Source organism: Streptomyces sp. NPDC000348, from assembly GCF_042898795.1.
In the GTDB taxonomy this organism is placed as follows: domain Bacteria; phylum Actinomycetota; class Actinomycetes; order Streptomycetales; family Streptomycetaceae; genus Streptomyces.
Window position 1 is genome coordinate 339,381 of record NZ_JBIAZD010000008.1, and the last position, 17,882, is coordinate 357,262.

Genomic DNA, 17,882 nt, shown 5'->3' on the forward strand with positions numbered 1-17,882 from the left:
GCGCGGCCGGTGGGGAGGGCGGGCGGAGCGCGCCCCTGAGCTGCGGACTCCGCGCGGGGAGCCGCGAGCTCGCTGTGGCGTAGACGTTAAGAAGCCGCAGGCGATACGTCAACACTTTTGTTAACAATCCAGGCGACGATTCGGCCCCAGGATTCGGCGGGCCGTCCCCCGGGGCCTGCTAGGAGAGATCACATCAGGGCTGAACGGGCGGTGTGCCGTGGGTGTGGAAGGACTCGATGGTCTTCAGACCCCAGGCCTGGCCCTTCTTTCGTTCCTCCTCCGTCCAGGTGATGAGCGGCCAGTCGGGGGCAAGGACGAGGCGAGTGAGCGGGTTGCAGAGTTCGATGCGGTTGCCGCCGGGTTCGTAGACGTAGAGGAAGAACGTCTGCTGGATGGCGTGCTTGTGCGGTCCCGTCTCGATGAAGACGCCGGTGTCGATGGCGAGGTCGGCGGCGCGCAGGATGTCCTCGCGGGTGTCGGTGGCGAAGGCGATGTGGTGGAGACGGCCCTCGCCGCCGGTCCAGTCGGACGTGTAGACGACGTCGTACGACTTGTTGGTGTACGTCAGCCAGCGTGCCGCGATCTTCCCGGAGTCGAGCCGGATCTGCTCGGTGGGACGGGCGCCGAGGAGCTGTTCCTGCCACTCGGCGTTGGCGAGGACATCGGCTGCGAGGAAGTTGATGTGGTCCAGGCGGCGGACGCCGACGCCGCGGTTGGGTTTGGCCTGTGGCTGGTTCTTCAGGGACGGCTTGAGCGTGTCGGGGGCCGTGTAGTGCTCGCTCTCCCAGTACAGGGCGTGCTCGTGGCCGTCCGGGTCGGTGGTGACGTACAGCCGGCCGAGACCGGGCTCGTCCTCGGTCCACTTTCCCGTGCCGCCCGCCGCCTCGATGGCCTGGACCCGGCGCCGGAGCGCCTCCTCGCTGGAGGTGCGCAGGGCGAGGCGGCCGAGGCCGGGCTGGTCGCGGACGGTGAGGACGAGGCTGTGGTGCTCGTAGTCGTCGAAGGTGCGCAGGTAGACGGTGTCGCCGTCCTGCCCGTTGACGGTCAGACCCATGAAGTCGGTGAAGAAGGCGACGGAGGCGTCCAGGTCCGGGGTGAACAGCTGGGTGTGGCCGATGTGGGCGATGTCGCCGAGAGGCGGGGTCATGAGTGACCTCCTGTGGGTGGTACGGGGAAGACGGTGCCGTCGAAGATCTTGCGGGCGGTGCGGACGACGGCGGTGCGACGTGCTCTCAGGCCGCCCTCGGGGGTGTGATCGATGCTGCTCTCGATGTCTGTGAATCCGCTGGGATGCTCGATGCGGAGCCGGTCGCCCTTTTCCGGGAGGGCCGCGATGCCGTGTGCGACGCTTCCCTCGATCCGCAGTCCGGCCGCCACGCTCGCGGCGCCGAGGACGCCGATGGAGGTGTGGACGCGGGTCGGGATGAAGGTGCGGGTGGTGACAGCGCCGCCGTGGCGGGGCGCAGAGAGCAGGGTGAGCTTGGGGACGGTGGTGCCGGTGACGTCGCCGAGTCCCATCGGATGCCCGGCCGCCAGCCGTATGTCGTGGAGTCGGGCGGTCAGTTCCCGGTTGCTCTCCAGATCCTTCGGGTCCTCCTGACCGGTGACCTCGAGGGCCTCGGCCGGGATCAGGACGGTCGGCATGCCGTTGTCGACGCACGTGACCTCGATGCCGGCGACCGTGTCGCGCACGTTCCCCGTGGGCAGCAACTCGCCTCGGCCCGGCGGGAACTCGATGACGACGGCGGCGGCACTCCCGGGGACCCCGGAGATTTGCGTGTCGCCGCTGTAGTCGACGCGGCCGCCCGGGGTCGGGAATGTCACCGTGGCGAAGTCAGCGGAGTTCACCATCCGGATGCGCACGGACGTCTCGTTGCTCCCCGCTCGTACGAGTCCGCGCTCGACGGCGAACGGGCCGACCCCGGCGAGCAGGTTGCCGCAGTTCTGGCGGTCCGAGACCTCTGCTCCGTCCACGGCGACCTGGAGGAAGAGGTAGTCGACGTCGGCCTCGGGGTCGGCCGACGGAGACACCACGGCGACCTTGCTGGTGAGCGGGTGGGCGCCGCCGAGGCCGTCGATCTGGCGCGGGTCGGGGCTGCCCATGACCCGCAGCAGCAACTCGTCGCGGACGCTCTCTTCGGCGGGCAGGTCGTCGGCCAGGAAGTAGGCGCCCTTGGAGGTACCGCCGCGCATCAGCATGCAGCGGACCTCCGCGGGGCTGGTCACGACTCGACCTCCTCATACGCGCGGTAGGTCACCTCGAGCCGTGTGAGCGTCTCGCGCAGCCCGTAGCGGTCCAGGCCGAGCCGGCCCTCGAGGAAGGCGGCGCGGGCACCGGCCTCTTTCTGCTCGCGGGCCTCGGACGCCTCGGCGGTCTCGCGGGCGCGCTCGCGCGGCACGACCACCACGCCGTCGTCGTCGGCGACGATCACATCACCGGGCCGGATCACCTGGCCGCCGATCACGATCGGTACGTTCACGCTGCCGCCGGTCGCCTTGACCGTGCCCTGCGGGCTGACGGCGGCGGACCAGGCGGGGAAGCCCATCGCGCGCAGTTCGGCGGTGTCGCGGATACCGGTGTTCAGGACGACGCCACGCACCCCGCGATGGGCGAGGGCTGTAGCGAACAGCTCGCCGAACAGGCCGTCCGCGCACGGCGAGGTGGTGGTGACGACGAGGATGTCGCCCTCGCCGCACTGCTCGACCGCCGCGTGGATCATGAGGTTGTCGCCGGGCCAGCACAGCACCGTGACAGCGGTGCCCGCGACACGGACACCTTGCTGGATCGGGCGCAGATGCGTGCCGAGGAAGCCGGTGCGGCCCATGGCCTCGCCGACGGTGGCTGTCCCGTATCCGGCGAGCGCCTCGACGTCCTTCGGGTCGGCCTTGGGCGGGTTGGTGACGATCATGCCGGGCATCAGGCGAGCTCCTTCGCGATCTGCGGGTAGGGCCGCATGTACGCCTCGGCCATGGTCTTGTGGGCGAGGCCGAGGTTGGGGCCGGCGTTGCGCTTGAGCTGGACGCCGCGGCGGACGGCGAGGTCGGTGTAGTAGTCCCACAGGTGCTGCTGGGCGCCGAGGCACTCCATGGCCTCGCGCTTGGTCTCCCAGACCTCGGTGATGTCGAGCAGGACCTCCGGCCTGAAGCCGCTCATCTCGGGCTGGTGCGGCTCGAAGTAGAAGACGGGCGGGGCGCCGATGATCCCGCCCTCGCCCGGGTAGCCGATGGCCTGGGCGAGGACGCGGGCCTCCAGGGCCATGCGGTTGGCGGCCGGGTGGTCGCCGTTGTACGGGTCCTCGACGGGGTGGGTGAGCACGACGTCGGGCTGGGTGGCGCGGTAGACCTCGACGAGCCGGTCGGTCAGCTCGGGGGTCGCGATCAGCGGGTAGTCGCCGGCGTCGAAGAAGCGGACCTCGGCGCCGAGGGCGGCGGCGGCCTTCTCCGCCTCCTCCCGGCGTATCGCCTTGATCTCCTCCAGCTTCTTCCCCTCGCGCCAGGCCTTGGCCGACTCGCCGCGCTCGCCGAAGGTCAGGCACGCGATGGTGACCTTCTCCCCGCGCGAGGCGGCCAGGGCGATGGCGCCGCCCGCCCGCCACACGAAGTCCCCCGCGTGCGCGGTGACGACGAGGGTCGAACGGGGCGGAGTGGCGGCGGGTGCGCCGTTGCCGTGGGTCATGCTGTATCTCCTTGGTGACAGGTGCCGCACCCGCTCCAGGAGCGCGTGTCAGCCGGCGCGCAAGGCGTCGATCACGCTGCTGAGGTGGGCGCGCACGGCCGTCTCGGCCGCTTGCGGGTCCCTGGCCCCGATCGCTTCGATCAGGGCCAGGTGCTCACTCAGGGACTGCTGCGGACGTCCCGGACGCAGCGCCAGCTGGAAGCGGTGGCGCACCAGCTGGGCGTTGAGCCGCTCCAGGAGCCCGACGGCCGTGTGCTGGCCGGAGGCGTCCCGGATCAGGGCGTGGAGGTCATGGTTGAGCTCGGAGTAGGTGACCGGATCGCCGTCGGCGACCGCCTTGGACATGGCCTTGCCCAGGCCGGTCAGCTCGTCGAGCTGCGCGTCGGTGGCCTCGGTCGCCGCCTTGGCCGCACACAGCCCTTCGAGCACCATCCGGCACTCCGTGATCTCTACGGCCTCCTCGACCGTCACCACCCGCACCCGCGAACCGCGGTTGCGGATCCGCTCGACCAGCCCCTCGGAGGTCAGATCGAGCAGTGCGGCGCGCATGCTGGCACGCGTGACGCCGTAGCTCTCGGCGAGCTCGTTCTCCACCAGCCGCTGGGCCGGCGCCATCTCGCCCCGCAGGATCGCCTTCCTGAGGCGCTCCAGCGCGTACTGCTTGGCCTGCTCTCCGGAGCCTGGACGGGCTTCCTTCGGCATCTGCCCTCCCTGAGTGAGTGCCTGTCGACGCTAAATCTAGGCCAACAGAATTGTCAACGATTCTGTTCTCACTTTTGGGTGAGGCGAGTCACGGCGGGACTCACGGGCGGCGCCGGACAGCGGCCCTGGTTGTGCATGCGGTGCTGCGCCTGATGCGGATCACCGGCGGCCACCGGCGCCGATTTTCGGCGCAGGGCGCCAGGGCTGGTGGCTGCCCTCGTCGAGGGTCAGGCCGCCGGCGGGGAGGGCGGAGCGGCCGTTGCCGGCGTCACCTCGGCCGGAGGTGTTCTACGACCTCGGGGTCATCGACAAAGTGCTGGCGTCCGGTACGCAGCGGCTGCCGTTCCGGCGCTACCGCCGTGACCGGCTGATCAACGAGACCATCTCGTACCTGGGCAACGCGCCCACGCGGGGCGGGCCGTTTCGCCGGCTGCACTTCATGCCGCAGCCGCGGGTCGAGGAGATCCTCCGGGAGCGGCTGGCCGAGTACGGCGTCGCGGTCGAACTGGGCACCGGGCTGGTGGAGTTCGACCAGCCGGGCCCGGACCGGGTGACGGCCACCCTGGCGACCGCGCAGGGCACCGAGCAGGTGTCGGCCGCCTACCTCGTCGGTTGCGACGGGGGTCGCAGCCTGGTGCGCAAGCGACTCGGCATCTCCTTCGAGGGGTTCACCGAGGCGGAGAAGCAACTGATCGTCGGGGACGTCGAGATCGACGGACTCGCGCCCGACGCCTGACCTCATCGAGGAGTACCCGCTGGGCCTGATGGCGCTGTCGGTGGAGGGCCGGCCCGCCGCCGTCCACATCCCGTTCGTGCTCGACCGGCACGCCTAGCCCTACGGCAAGCTGCGCGGGGATCTCTCGTGGGGCAACCCGCGATCTGTGAGGTGCTGGCCTGCAACGTCGAGGTGGTGGCGTTCCTGGGCCCCAGCGCCTACATCTCGCCCGACCACTACGCCTCCCAGCCGCACTTCCCGACCTGGGCGTACGCGGCCGTGCACGTCACGGGCCGGCCGCGGCTGCTGGACGAGGTGCGCACCATGCGCCAGCTGGACGACCTGATCGAGGACCAGGAGAGCCGGCTCGCACCGAAGCAGCCCTGGTCGCTGCCGCGCCGGGCGAGCGCGCTGTTCGACGAGTACCTGCGGCTCATCCAAGGGTTCGAGATCCCGATCGGGCGCATCGACGGCGTGTACAAGCTCGGCCAGAACAAGTCCCCGGCCGACATGGCCTCCCAGGCAAGGGCCTTCCGGGAGCGCGGCACGGACATCATGGACCGGCTGGCCGACTACATCGAGCGGCACAGCAACCTGCCCAGGCAGGAGCCCGGCCATGGCCCGGATCGGCCGGCGGACGCGGCCGGCTGATCCGGCGTACGTCGTCGTCGCGGTTTCACTTCTGGGCGGCTGCCCCCACCAGTCCCTGGCGCAGCAGGGTGTAGGCGTGGTCGGCGTCGGCCACTGCCTCGGGGTAGACCTCGTCAGCGGACCGGCCGGCGACGATGCGCTGCCAGTTCACCGACGCCAGGATGCGCTCGGTGGCGATGACCTGGCCGGCCAGCAGGGCGGCCGTGATCTCGCGGTCGGAGTCCAGCGCGTCGACCAGGGCCTGGGCGAGCGCCTCCTCGGCCTGGGCCAGGTACTGGCTGACGCGTGCCACCAGGCTGGGCGTGGAGTACACGAGGTGGTGGAAGGCGAGGACGTCCTCGTCGTCGTTGAGCCCCGTGATGGGGTCCCGGGCCGCCAGCCCGTCCAGGAAGTGCTGGTGCAGGGCGTCGATCGCGGACACCCCGGGCGGCCGCTCCGCGACGACGGTGCTGCTCACCGTCTGGTGGTCGGCGAAGCGGTGGACCACCAGGTCTTCCTTGGTGGGGAAGTACTTGAACAGCGTGGGTTTGGAGACCTCGGCGACGGCCGCGATGTCGACGACCGAGACCTGGTCGAACCCGTGTTCAAGGAAGAGCGTGATCGCCGTGTCGGAGATCGTCTCTCGCGTTCGCTGTTTCTTGCGCTCCCGCAAGCCCATCGGCGCATTCACCAGGCCATCCTAACACATCCCCTTACCCGGGCAATCAGGTGACCGAGTCCGTGAATTGACTTGGTTAAGAAATCTGCTCTAGTGTCCGCCAGCGGAAGACGGACGGGCCGGACCGAGCGCCGCCCGCGGTGAGGGAAGGACATCAGGACATGGCACAGGCAACAGCGGCCTCCACCGAGAGGTCGGTGCGCTACCGGTGGTCGGGGCTGGGGGTGATTGCCCTGGCTCAACTGATGGTCATGCTGGACATGACCATCGTGAACATCGCCCTCCCGTGGGCCCAGCAGGACACCGGGATGTCGGACGCGAGCCGGCAGTGGGTGGTCACCGCCTACACCCTCGCCTTCGGTGCCCTGCTGCTGCTCGGCGGACGGGTCGGCGATCTCGTGGGCCGCAGGCGCGCCTTCGTGGCCGGCGCCGTCGGCTTCGCCGTCGCCTCGGTGGCGGGCGGCGCCGCGCCGAACGCCGAGGTGCTCGTCGGCGCCCGCGCGGCGCAGGGCGTGTTCGCCGCGCTGCTCGTGCCCTCGACCCTGGCCATGCTCGCCACCACCTTCACCGAACCGCGCGAACGCGCCAAGGCGTTCGGTGTCTTCAGCTCGGTCGCCAGCGCCGGTGGCGCCATCGGCCTGCTGGGCGGCGGCGTGATCACCGAGTACCTCGACTGGCGCTGGTGCTTCTACGTCAACGTGCCGATCGGCGTGGCCGTGGTGGCCGGGGCCTTGCTGCTGCTGCCGGCGATGCCTGCCAACCGCCAGCGCGTGGACGTCCCCGGCGCGGTGCTCTCCGCCTGCGGCATGCTCGCCCTCGTCTACGCCTTCGACCAGGCGGCGACCCACAGCTGGACCTCGCTCCGCGTTCTCGGCTGCCTCGCGGCCGCCGTGGTCCTGCTCGCCGCGTTCGGCCTCACCCAGGCCAGGGGGCCGGCTCCGCTGCTCCCGCTGCGGCTGGTCGCCGACCGCAACCGGGCGGGAGCGAGCCTGACCATCGCCCTGGCCATGGTCAGCCTGTTCGGCCTGTTCCTGATCCTCACCTACCAGTTGCAGGTGGTGATGGACTTCTCGCCGCTGCGCACGGGCCTGGCGATCCTGCCGGCGACCGTGGCGACGGTGCTCACCTCCACCCAGATCGCCGCCCGGCTGGTGCCCCGCGTCCCGCTGCGCCTGCTGGTCGTGCCGGGCCTGTTCATCGCCATGCTGGGCCTGCTCAACCTCGGCCGGCTCACCCCCGACAGCTCCTACGCCTCGACGCTGATGCCCACCCAGGTCCTGCTCGGCATCGGTGTCGGACTGGTGATCTCGCCGTGCATCAGCGCCGCCACCTACCGCGTGCCGCCGCAGGAGGTGGGCGTGGTGTCGGCCTTCGTCTCCACCTCCCAGCAGTTGGGCGGCTCCATCGGCACGGCCCTGCTCAACGCCATCGCCACCAGCGTGACCGCCGACCGGATCGCGGGCGGCGGCCGCGGTGAACGGGCCGTGACCGAGGCGACCGTCCACGGCTACGCCGTCGCGAGCCTGTGGGCCGCGGGCATCACCGCCCTCGCCGCCGTACTCGCCGGCCTGCTGATCACCATCGACCTGCGCGAGCCCGCCCAGGCTCCCCCGGAGCAGGCACGGGCCACGGAAGGCGACCTGGCGCCCAGCAACTGACCGCGCCCCCACCGGACCAGCAGCTGCCGGGTGATTTCCCCCGGCCCGGTGGCTGCGCCCGACCAGCAGTCGCCGGGTGACCTCCCCCGGCCCGGAGGCTGCTCCGGCCGCCCGCCGGAACCCACTGAACGGACCCGGCGGGCGGCCCCTATCAGGCCCCTGCACCCGCTCATCCCGCCGCAGATCAGGCCCGGCCACCAGAGGCGTACATAGGCTCAGCGCCACCCGCGAACGGCCCGGAGCCGTCACTTTCGAGGATGTGCCCATGCTTCAGGATTCAGCCCCTCTGGAACTCGACGACGCGTTCATGCAGGGCCCGCACTCCGTGTACGCACGGCTCAACGCCGAAGGCTCGGCGCACCGGGTGATGATGCCTCCCGGGGTCCCCGTGTGCGGCGGACTACCGGTCTGGCTGATCACCGGCTACGAGGAGGTGCGGTCGGCGCTGGCGGACCCCCGGCTGAGCACCGACCTCAACCGGACGGATCGGCTGTTCGCGCAGAACGAGCCGGACCGCAACAAGCGTGGCGCCTTCTCCTCCGCCCTCGCCACCCACATGCTGCACTCCGACCCGCCGGACCACACCCGGCTGCGTAAGCTGGTGAACAAGGCCTTCACCAGCCGCGCCATCGAGAAGCTGCGGCCGGAGATCGAGCAGATCACCGGCGAACTGCTCGCCTCCCTCCCGGACGACGATCCGGTGGATCTGCTGGACTCGTTCGCGTTCCCGCTGCCGATCCGGGTGATCTGCCTACTCCTGGGTGTGCCGCTGGAAGAGCAGGAGAACTTCAAGTCCTGGTCCAAGGCGCTCGTCTCCGGTGACTCGCCGGCCGCGACCGCCGCCGCCTCGACCGCGATGATTGAGTACCTCGGTGAGCTGATCGAGCGCAAGCGCCGTACGCCCACCGACGATGTGCTCGCCGCGCTGGTCTCGGCCCGTGACGTCGACGACCGGCTCACCGAGACCGAACTGGTCTCGATGGCCTTCCTGCTGTTCATCGGGGGCCACGAGACCACCGTCAACACCCTCGGCAACGGCACGCTGCACCTGATGCGGAACCTGGACCAGTGGGAGGCGCTGCGCCAGGATCGCTCCCTCCTGCCCGGCGCGGTCGAGGAGTTCCTGCGGTTGGAGAGCCCGCTGAAGCACGCCACCTTCCGCTGCGCCACCGAGGACCTGCGCATCGGTGACACCGAGATCCCGGCTGGCGACTTCGTACTGCTGGCACTGGCCTCCGCCAACCGGGACCCCGAGCGCTTCGGGGATCCGCACACACTGGACGTCCGCAGGCCCACCGGCGGCCATGTCGCCTTCGGGCACGGCATCCACTACTGCCTCGGGGCGCCGCTGGCCAGGATGGAGGCGCAGGTGGCGTTCGGCGTGCTGCTCGACACCTTCCCCGCCATGCGGCTCGCGGTCGATCCCGAGGACATGCGGTGGCGCACCAGCACCCTCATCCGCGGGCTGCACTCACTGCCGGTGCGGCTGAACCGCCCATAGTGTCCAGGCCCTGCGGCAGTTCGTCACGGCGGGACAGGTTGAGCTTGCGCAGGACACGTGTCATGTGCTGCTCGACCGTGCTGACCGTGATGAACAGCCGGCGGGCGATCTCCCGGTTGGTGTGGCCCTCCGCCGCGAGGGCGGCCACCCGCAGCTCGGCCTCGGACAACACGTCATGCACCTGCTCCGAGACCTCATGCCCGGCAGCGCAGCGCCGTCCCTCGGCCGCCCGCTCCGCGTCCGGCAGCAGGTTCTGGCTGAGCGGCTCGGCATGGCATTTCTTCGCCATCCGGTAGGCACGCCGGACGATCACCCGGGCCCGGTTGGACTGCCCGAGCAGATGGTAGACACGGCCCAGATCACCCAGGGCATGCGCCAGCAGCCAGTCGCTGCCGGAGGCCTGGAGTTCGTCCACGGCCTCCTGCAGCGCCTGCAGCCGCTGCCGGGGCTTCATCGTCGAGGCCAGCAGGCGCAGGGCGTTGCCGTGCACCCGGGGACTGCTCCTGTGCCGGGCCAGTTCCTCCTGCAGGTAAGTGACGGCCTGGTCCGGCTCGCCCAGGCGCAGCCGGGCTTCAGCCACCCCGGTGCGCCACGGGATAAGCGTGGTGTCGCCTGCTCCCCAGCTCTCCAGGGCCTTGCCGCATGCCAGGAAATCTCCGAGGGCGGCCTGAAGACGCCCGGTAGCCAGATGGAACTGGCCTCGGGAGTACAGGTAGTGCTGGCCGAAAACGGTCTGGAAGACCGCCTTGGGCACCGGGCGGCAGAGCCGGGCCCGCGCCTCGTCATACCGGCCCATGGCGGTCAGCGCGTACACCGAACTCGCCAGCGGTAGGGCGGTGCTCAGCCCCCAGCCCTGCGACGACATCCGCGACAGGGCCAGGTCGCTGTGGGTCTCCGCCTCCAGCAGCCGGCCCTGCCGGATGAGGTTCGCAGCCCGTAGGGGGGACAGCAGTGCGATGTTCCGCTCGCGGGCCGCGTCCAGCAGCGTGGTGCACCACGCGTCGACCTGTTCCGTGCGGTCGGCATGGAACAGGGTCATCAGCGCCAGCGGGATGGTTTCCAGGGTCGGCGTCAGACCGGACATCTCCAATACGTGGGCGGCGCCGACCACTGCCTCCTCCGCCTCACCGTCCCGTAGTACGACGGACAGAGCGGTGGCTGCTTGAAGGCGCGGCTGCGCTGCGATGGCCGCAGGAGTGAGCTCCTCGGTGACGTCGGGGGTCACCTCACCGAACATGCGCCGGTGGAACGGCGGGCACAGCACGGACAGCCACTGCTGCAGCGCGCGGGCCTCGGCAAGGCCCTGCTCGTCCGGCTCGTCGGCCAGTTGCCGGTCGACCAGGTGCAGCATCTCCGCCGCCTCGTCCACATAGCCGTGCCAGACCAGGTTCTTGATCAGGGACATCGCGCCCGACGTGGCCGTGAGATGCCCGGCCTGGAGCGCCTCCTTCAGTTCCGGGAGCCGCCGCATCGCCTTGGCCGGGTCGACCTGCCAGGCGGACAGCGTGCGCTGGAACAGGATGGACGCCCGCAGCGGCCCGTCCGGGCAGATGGCGTGGGCCAGGTCGAACAGCCGCATCGCCTTGGGGAACTCGTCCTGAGCGAGTGCCTCGATCGCGGCTTCCCGGAGCAGTGGGGGAGCCCAGGATTCCGCGATACCTCCCGCCGCCACGATGTGTTCGGCCACCGTGGCCGGATGCGCGCCGTTGTCGTGCAGCAGTACGGCGGCCCGCCCGTGCAGCCGCGCCCGCTCCTCGGCGGAGACCTCACCTCCCAGCACGGTGTGCATCCTCGGGTGGCGGAAGTCCGGTCCCGCCAGCAGGCCGGCCTGGGTCAGCTCCTGAAGGTGCCGGGTGGGCGGGTTCGTGCTGTCGCGGTCGAGCAGCACCGACAGCGCGTCCGGCCCCAGCACCGCCAGGTGCAGGGCGAGATCGGCCGCGGGCGCGCTGACCCGGTGGACGCAGTCGACCACCGTGGAGTCGAACATCTCCCCGGCGACCGGCCGTAGCGCGGCCGCGCCCGTGTACGTGCCCTGCAGGGCGTTGCAGGTGTCCTCGACCAGCGCCCGCGTCAACAGCGGGCTGCCCCCGCTCGCCGCGTGGAACTCCGCGGCGCCGGCCTCGTCGGCGGGCACGCCCAGCCGCTCGGTGAGCAGCAGCCGGATGTCGCCGGCGGTCAGCGGTCCGACCCGCAGCTGATGGAATCCGGCCTGCCGGGCGAACTCGGCCCGCGCCGCGGCGTACGGGGGCAGGGCCTGTGGCCGGTCGGTGAACACCGCCAGGACCCGGGAGGCGACCATGCGGCGGGCGAGGTGCCCGAGGCAGCTCAGCGACTCGGGGTCGGCCTCGTGGATGTCGTCGACGGCGAGGACGAGGGGATGGTCGTCGGCCAATTCCATGACGACCGCGCAGAATTCACCCAGGGCCTTGTCGCGTTCACCTTCCGGTGCCCGGGTGACCGCCGCAAGGCTGCGGCCGACGGCTGCGAGCGTGTCACTCGTACGCTGTGAAGCTCCTTTGGATCGCCTTGTGTGCTACAGGAGTTGATGGACCACGCCCCAGGAGTTGGCGCGCTCCCTCGGGGAGCAGGCCGCTCTCAGGACGAGGGAACCGGACTTCGCCGCGCTCTGGGTGAATTCGTGGAGGAGGGCGGTCTTGCCGATCCCCGCAGGGCCACTGAACAGGGCGATCGGACCCGCTCCGCGGTCGCGTGCGGTCAGCAGGTCATGCAATTGGGTGAGTTGTACGTCCCGTCCGATGATGGGCATCCGCAGGTGCTCCTATGGTGCCGAGGCTTCGGTATGTATTCAGCTATCCTGCAACTTCAGACAGTCCGCGGGATCTTCAGTGATCATCGCCACAGGGATTTGGTGCAAGTGTGACCGTCGACAACGGCAATTCGGCCAACTTCGAAAGCCAGGGCAATTTTCCGCCTTGGGGTTCTTCAAACAGGCGTAAAGAAAATGCGGCCCGGGGGAGTCCCCGGGCCGCACCTCTCGGACAGGTCTCGACCGTTCTCGGACGGTCCGCGCCTCAGACGGCGAGCGGCTCCGGCAGCGGCCGGGCGTGCAGGACGTCGAGACGGGACACCGCACGCGTCACCACGACGTACAGCCGGTGCAGTCCGCGCGGCTCGGACTCGACGATCGCGGCCGGCTCCACCACGACGACATGGTCGTACTCCAGGCCCTTGACGACCGTCGCGGGCAGCACGGTCACCCGGGCGGCCGTGCCGACCTCCTCGGCCGTCGCCGTCTCGATGCCCGCCCGGCGCAGCGCCGCCGAGGTGGCGGCGACCGCGTCGTCGGCGGCGATGACCGCGACCGACCCCTCGCGGTCGAGGGCCGCGCGGACGGCGGACACGGTGGCGGACGCCAGGTCGTCGACGGGGCTGACCGTCAACTCGCCGTCATGGCGCAGCGAGCGGGCCGGCGGCACGTCCACGCCCAGGGCGCCCACGAGCCGGTTGGCCAGCTCCATCACCGCGGCGGGCACACGGAAGCCGGTGGTCAGCGGGACGACCGTGGCCTGCGCCTTGCCCAGGTGCGTCAGCTGCTCCTGCCAGGTCCGCGCCGACCACGGCGCCGTCGCCTGGGCCAGGTCGCCCAGCACCGTGATGGAGCCGAACGCGCTGCGCCGGGCGATCGCCCGGCACTGCATCGGCGACAGGTCCTGGGCCTCGTCCACGACCACATGGCCGTAGCCCTCGGGGCGTTCGATGAGCCCCGCGACCTCGTCGAGCAGCAGCATGTCCTCGACCGACCAGGTGGCGCTCTTCTCCGACCGCGGAGGCTTCGCCCACAGCAGGGCCCGCTGCTCGGCGGCGTCGAACACCCCGTCCGCCGCAGCCTCCATCACCGCCGGATCGCTCAGCAGCGTGGCCACGACCTCCTCCGGCCGCGCCACCGGCCACGCTGCCTCCAGCAGCGCGGCGACCGGCTTCGAACGGCCGATCTTGCGCGCCCAGGTCACGCTCTTCGGGCCGGCCCGCCGCTCGGCCTGCTGCTGGATCAGCGTGACCACCCGCGAACGCACATGCTCGCGGCCGATCCCGTACGGCACCCCCATGCCCCGCACCTCGTCGATGACCCGGGCCAGGTCGTACGAGTCCACCCGCCAGCGGTACGAGCCGTCGGTGACCGCGATGGACTCCTCCGGGTGCCTCACCCGGGCGTACAGTGCGCGCTCAAGGACGGTGGCCATACGGTCGCTGTGCTTCAGGACGCTGACGTCCTCGGAGTCCGCCCGCCGCACTGGGTGCCGTGCGACGACGTCCTCCACCGTCAGCTGGGCGATGTCGATCTCGCCCAGCGACGGCAGCACCTCGGAGATGTAGCGCAGGAAGGTGCGGTTCGGGCCGATGATCAGCAGACCGCTGCGCTGCAGCCGCTCGGGGAACGTGTAGAGGAGATACGCGGCGCGGTGCAGGCCGACGGCGGTCTTGCCGCTGCCCGGGGCGCCCTGCACACAGACCGACTCGTTCAGCTCGCTGCGGACCAGGTTGTCCTGTTCCGGCTGGATGGTGGCGACGATGTCGCGCATCGGGCCGAGGCGGGGCCGCTCGATCTCGGCGGCGACGATCGTGCTCGCCGCGTCGCCGCCGTCGTCGCCGCGGGCGTGGTCGAGGTGCTCGTCCTCAAGTCCGGTGAGGTCCTCGGGAGCGCCGTGGCTCCACGGCGCCCACCCGAAGCGCCGCCGCACCGCGACGCCGCGCGGCTCCAGGGCGCTCGCCTGGTAGTAGGTGCGGGAGACCGGCGCACGCCAGTCGATCACCAGGGGCGGTGCGGCCGGGTGTTCCGAGACCCGCCTGCGGCCGATGTAGTACCGCTGCCGCCGGTGGTCCCCCGCCTCCTCGGAGTCCTCGAAGTCGAGCCGGCCGAAGAACAGCGGGCTGTCGGGCTCCTCCGCCATCTGCCGTGCGCGGGTGCGCAGGTAGCGGCCGAGCGCCTCGGCACTCGCGCCGTCGCCCGACACGTCCTCGCCCGCGACGACCTGGTACTGGGCATCGTCCACCTGCCGGGTCATCGCCTCGCGGCACACCGCGACGTACGCACGCTCCAGGGCCAGCTCGTCGTCGAGTCCGACGGCCTCCTGGGTGCCGTACGTGTCCTGGACGTGTGACGTCATCGATCGACCTTTCCGAAGTGACGGCCTTGCGCGCCGCCCGACGAGGCCGGACGGCGAATTCCGGGTCCCAGCATAACTGAACCCGGTTAATAGACTGGCTGAGTTGTGTTATTGCTGGCCGGATACCGACGGCCTACGCGCAGTGCTCCGAGCGGGCGCGTACGGCTGGGCGCGACCAGGGCTCCGCGCGGCCGGTGTCGACCGGGCCGCGGCCGGATTCGCGCGGACACCGTTGCTGGCGGGCTGCCCGCCACGGCCTGGCATCGTCAGAGTGCCGGCACCGGCGCGAAAGGTCCTCGGTACTACGACTGGGCCTGGATCCACATCGGCATCGGCGCGAACCGACACCTGCTGATCCGACGCAACCTCTCCACCGGTGAACTCGCCTTCTATCTGTGCTGGTCGCCCGCCACGGTCTCCCTGGCCGAGCCGGTCCGCGTCGCTGGTGTCCGTTGGAGCGTGGAAGAGTGCTTCCAGGCCGCGAAGAGCCAGGTCGGCCTGGACCACTATCAGGTGAGGCACTGGACCTCCTGGCACCGGCACATCACGCTCGCCATGCTCGCATTGGCTTTCCTGACCGCCGTCGCCGCCGACGCGGCACCACAGCGGCCAGCCGGTCCGCACTACTTCGACCACAGCCTCGATCCGATCACGCTGACCGTGCCCGAGATCCGCCGTCTCTTCGGTGCCATCTTCAACCCGCCTGCCGTGTCGACGGCCAGGCTGCTGCATTGGTCCATCTGGCGCCGACACCACCGGGCAACAGCCCGACGCAGTCACTACCGACGACGAACCCCCGACGAATCCGCCGGGTAGATCACGAAACCAGACTGGAGTACTAATACTCCAGTCGGACTTCTGTATTTGTCCTGGTCAACGGTCTGGCGGTGGGGGGGCTTCCACCTTGATCGTGGACACCGGTTGTCATGCAGCGATGGCCAGCGTAGTGGATCTCTGTTCGAAGGCGGCCGGTGCGAGGTAGCCGATCGTGGAGTGCCTGCGCTGGTGGTGGTAGAAGCCGAGCCGGCGGAAGACGGCGAGCCGGGCGGCTCGTGCGGTCGGCCGGCCGTGCCGGCCGGGCAGGATCTCCCGCTTGAGCGAGGCGAAGAACGACTCCGCGGCGGCGTTGTCCGCGGAGGTGCCGACCGCTCCCATGGACCGGCGGATCCCGGCGCGGTGGCAGGCGTCGGCGAACGTCCTCGACTCGTGTTGGGCCCCGTGATCGCTGTGGAAGATGACGCCGTCCACCCTGCCGCCGCGCGTGCGGACGGCCGCGCTGAGCGCGTCGGTGACGAGCTCGGCCCGCATGTGATCGGCCATCGACCAGCCCAGCAGGCGGCGGGAGAACACGTCGATGACGGTGGCCAGATACAGGAATCTCCCGCCGGCGATGGGCAGGTAGGTGATGTCACCGACCCAGACCCGGTCGGGGGCCGGTGCGGTGAAGTTCCGCCGCAGCGGATCGGGCACCGCCTGGGCGTCGGGGTCCGGGACCGTGGTGCGGTGCCGCCGTTTCAACCTCCTTCCCTGAATGCCGTGCCGGCGCATGAGCCGCTCGATGCGCTTGCGGTTCACCATCACACCGCCGGCGCGGAGTTCGGCGGTGATCCGCTTGGCTCCGTACGTCTTCCCGGACTCTGTGTGGATCTTGCGTATCCACCGGGTGAGCGCGGCGTCCGCGGCCTTCTTCGAGGCCCGGGCCCGGGCGGTCTTCAGCCACCGGTAGAACCCGGACCTCGACAGGTTCAGCACGGTGCACAGTCGCTTCACGCCGAAGGCGCCGCGGTGGTCGGCAACGAACTCGAAGCGGCTCACCAGTTCGTCTCGCCCGCAAAATATGTGGCCGCCCGGCGCAGGATGTCGCGTTCCATCTCCAACTCGCGGACCTGCTTGCGCAAGGCGGCGATCTCCGCGTCCTTCGTGGACTGCGCGAGCGCCTCGGGCCGCTCGGTATGCTCCGCGGTCTTGATCCACTGTCGCAGCGTCTCGTGGTTCACGCCCAGCTCGGCGGCTACGCGTGAGACGGGCCGGCCCGACGAACGGGCCAGTGCCACCGCATCGGCCCGGAACTCCGCCGAGTACTTATAGATCCCCACCGGGGACTCCTCTCCCTGGACTCAAGATCCAGTGTCGAGGTGTCCACGATCAAGATGGAAGTCCCGTTTGAGGGAGAGCCTGTACGTCGTCCGCGCGGGCCAGCATCCGGTCACGGTCGCGAAGGACGGCATCGAGTGCCGATCCGTGCTGGGCGATCAGATCGTGCTGGATGGTGGTTTCGGTGGTGCTCCAGATGTCGACCAGAGCGGTTTCACGCTTGCAGGCGACATCGGCGAGCGCAGTCTTCTTCTCCGATTCCGTCGGGCTGGGTGCGGTGAATGTCGGCTCGATGGGTGTGGCGTGGCGATGGCCGCGACCCTTCATACAGTCGGACCATCGCTGCATTGCCTGTCGGACGCGCGGCTCGGTTAGGGAACGTTCGTAGGATTCGACATTGAGCCGGCGCACCAGTTCGGGATCGGTGGGGTAGCTGCTGGTACCGGTGATCTGTCGGGCAGCGGTCGCCGTGCAGCCCTCCGGCGGGCTGCCGCCGGGACCTGGTTGGCCGGTTCCGGTGCCCTTCAGCGCCTTCATCTGGTCAGGGGTAAGCCGAGGCTCAGGTGGGTGAGGGAGGTTGGGCGGGTGGTAGCCGAGGATGCCAGCGGCCTCTTTGTCGGTCACTCCGTACCGGCGTTGGTGGCGCAGCGGAGCCGAGGACTGTCCGGGCGGATCCGGCGGGGGCTTCAGCCCGGCACGGCGCATGCAGTCGGCGACCAGGAGGCTGAGAGCCTTGTGGAGCCGAACGGTGTCGTCAGGCGCCAGGAAGTAGGGGTCCAGGGGCAGCGTGATGGTCTCCTCGCCTCGCCCTGTGGGGAGGAGCGGGTGAGTCTCGACGCTTTCAGGACCGGTGCAGGAGACCGTCATGGAGCCGAGGACGGTGATGATGAGGAATCGGAGAGCGACCCACGGTCGGGTCCGGGGCATGGGGCACCTCGTGTGCACTCGGTGAGGGGACGGGACGCGCGGCAACGGGTCGGGGGGGGCCCCCCCCCCCCCGGGGGGGCGCCCCCGGGGGGGGGGGGGGGGGGGGGGGGGGGGGGGGGGGGGGGGTTTTTTTAAGAGAAACACGGGTTTTTTGAGCCGCAGGCAACCAAGAGG

General features: G+C 70.4%; 16 protein-coding genes. 5 read left to right on the forward strand and 11 right to left on the reverse strand.

Going from position 1 to position 17,882, the window contains the following annotated elements:
* Positions 1-193: 193 nt before the first annotated feature.
* The 5 genes from ACFY3N_RS18670 to ACFY3N_RS18690 are packed head-to-tail and all read right to left on the reverse strand — an operon-like array spanning position 194 to position 4,378.
* A complete protein-coding gene (locus ACFY3N_RS18670) occupies positions 194-1,147 on the reverse strand; it encodes a catechol 2,3-dioxygenase (protein WP_390817775.1) in 954 nt (317 codons plus the stop codon).
* Positions 1,144-2,226, reverse strand: a complete 1,083-nt coding sequence (locus ACFY3N_RS18675) for a 4-oxalomesaconate tautomerase (RefSeq protein WP_390817777.1) — start codon at positions 2,224-2,226, stop codon at positions 1,144-1,146. Before ACFY3N_RS18675 ends, ACFY3N_RS18670 begins: the two co-directional genes overlap by 4 nt.
* On the reverse strand, positions 2,223-2,918 hold the full coding sequence (locus ACFY3N_RS18680) for a 4-carboxy-4-hydroxy-2-oxoadipate aldolase/oxaloacetate decarboxylase (RefSeq protein ID WP_390817778.1): 696 nt from the start codon (positions 2,916-2,918) through the stop codon (positions 2,223-2,225). Before ACFY3N_RS18680 ends, ACFY3N_RS18675 begins: the two co-directional genes overlap by 4 nt.
* Entirely contained in the window at positions 2,918-3,676 is a 759-nt protein-coding gene (locus tag ACFY3N_RS18685) for a PIG-L deacetylase family protein (protein ID WP_390817779.1), read from the reverse strand. The genes ACFY3N_RS18680 and ACFY3N_RS18685 overlap by 1 nt, the downstream gene beginning before the upstream one ends.
* Positions 3,677-3,724: 48 nt before the next feature.
* Positions 3,725-4,378, reverse strand: a complete 654-nt coding sequence (locus tag ACFY3N_RS18690; protein WP_390817780.1) for a GntR family transcriptional regulator — start codon at positions 4,376-4,378, stop codon at positions 3,725-3,727.
* 259 nt (positions 4,379-4,637) lie between these two features.
* Here ACFY3N_RS18690 and ACFY3N_RS18695 point away from each other — a divergent pair, with 259 nt between their 5' ends.
* Both ACFY3N_RS18695 and ACFY3N_RS18700 read left to right on the forward strand, forming a co-directional pair.
* A complete protein-coding gene (locus tag ACFY3N_RS18695; protein WP_390817781.1) occupies positions 4,638-5,114 on the forward strand; it encodes an FAD-dependent monooxygenase in 477 nt (158 codons plus the stop codon).
* Between the two features lie 126 nt (positions 5,115-5,240).
* Positions 5,241-5,744: an FMN-binding negative transcriptional regulator gene (locus ACFY3N_RS18700; protein ID WP_390817782.1), complete on the forward strand. Its 504-nt coding sequence runs from the start codon at positions 5,241-5,243 to the stop codon at positions 5,742-5,744.
* A gap of 25 nt (positions 5,745-5,769) precedes the next feature.
* Here the strand turns inward: ACFY3N_RS18700 and ACFY3N_RS18705 are convergent, their stop codons facing one another.
* Positions 5,770-6,414 (reverse strand): TetR family transcriptional regulator, encoded by a 645-nt coding sequence (locus ACFY3N_RS18705; RefSeq protein ID WP_390817783.1) that lies wholly within the window; start codon positions 6,412-6,414, stop codon positions 5,770-5,772.
* A gap of 149 nt (positions 6,415-6,563) precedes the next feature.
* Here ACFY3N_RS18705 and ACFY3N_RS18710 point away from each other — a divergent pair, with 149 nt between their 5' ends.
* Both ACFY3N_RS18710 and ACFY3N_RS18715 read left to right on the forward strand, forming a co-directional pair.
* Positions 6,564-8,060, forward strand: coding sequence for an MFS transporter (locus ACFY3N_RS18710; protein WP_390817784.1), 1,497 nt, complete (start codon positions 6,564-6,566; stop codon positions 8,058-8,060).
* Positions 8,061-8,325: 265 nt separating this feature from the next.
* A complete protein-coding gene (locus tag ACFY3N_RS18715; RefSeq protein ID WP_390817785.1) occupies positions 8,326-9,561 on the forward strand; it encodes a cytochrome P450 in 1,236 nt (411 codons plus the stop codon).
* Here ACFY3N_RS18715 and ACFY3N_RS18720 read toward each other — a convergent pair.
* From ACFY3N_RS18720 to ACFY3N_RS18730, 3 genes are all read right to left on the reverse strand, one after another.
* Positions 9,515-11,959 (reverse strand): LuxR C-terminal-related transcriptional regulator, encoded by a 2,445-nt coding sequence (locus ACFY3N_RS18720; RefSeq protein WP_390817786.1) that lies wholly within the window; start codon positions 11,957-11,959, stop codon positions 9,515-9,517. The genes ACFY3N_RS18715 and ACFY3N_RS18720 overlap by 47 nt on opposite strands.
* A gap of 135 nt (positions 11,960-12,094) precedes the next feature.
* Positions 12,095-12,328 (reverse strand): ATP-binding protein, encoded by a 234-nt coding sequence (locus tag ACFY3N_RS18725; protein WP_390817787.1) that lies wholly within the window; start codon positions 12,326-12,328, stop codon positions 12,095-12,097.
* Between the two features lie 265 nt (positions 12,329-12,593).
* Positions 12,594-14,687 (reverse strand): HelD family protein, encoded by a 2,094-nt coding sequence (locus tag ACFY3N_RS18730; protein ID WP_390817788.1) that lies wholly within the window; start codon positions 14,685-14,687, stop codon positions 12,594-12,596.
* Between the two features lie 105 nt (positions 14,688-14,792).
* Here ACFY3N_RS18730 and ACFY3N_RS18735 point away from each other — a divergent pair, with 105 nt between their 5' ends.
* Positions 14,793-15,503, forward strand: coding sequence for a hypothetical protein (locus ACFY3N_RS18735; RefSeq protein WP_390817789.1), 711 nt, complete (start codon positions 14,793-14,795; stop codon positions 15,501-15,503).
* Positions 15,504-15,611: 108 nt separating this feature from the next.
* Here ACFY3N_RS18735 and ACFY3N_RS18740 read toward each other — a convergent pair.
* Positions 15,612-16,783 (reverse strand): IS3 family transposase gene (locus ACFY3N_RS18740; protein WP_390817790.1). Its coding sequence is split into 2 segments (ribosomal slippage): positions 15,612-16,519 and positions 16,519-16,783, totalling 1,173 coding nucleotides; the frame shifts between segments, so codons are not numbered across the junction.
* A 49-nt stretch (positions 16,784-16,832) separates the two neighbouring features.
* Positions 16,833-17,318: a hypothetical protein gene (locus ACFY3N_RS18745; RefSeq protein WP_390817791.1), complete on the reverse strand. Its 486-nt coding sequence runs from the start codon at positions 17,316-17,318 to the stop codon at positions 16,833-16,835.
* Between the last annotated feature and the right edge of the window lie 564 nt (positions 17,319-17,882).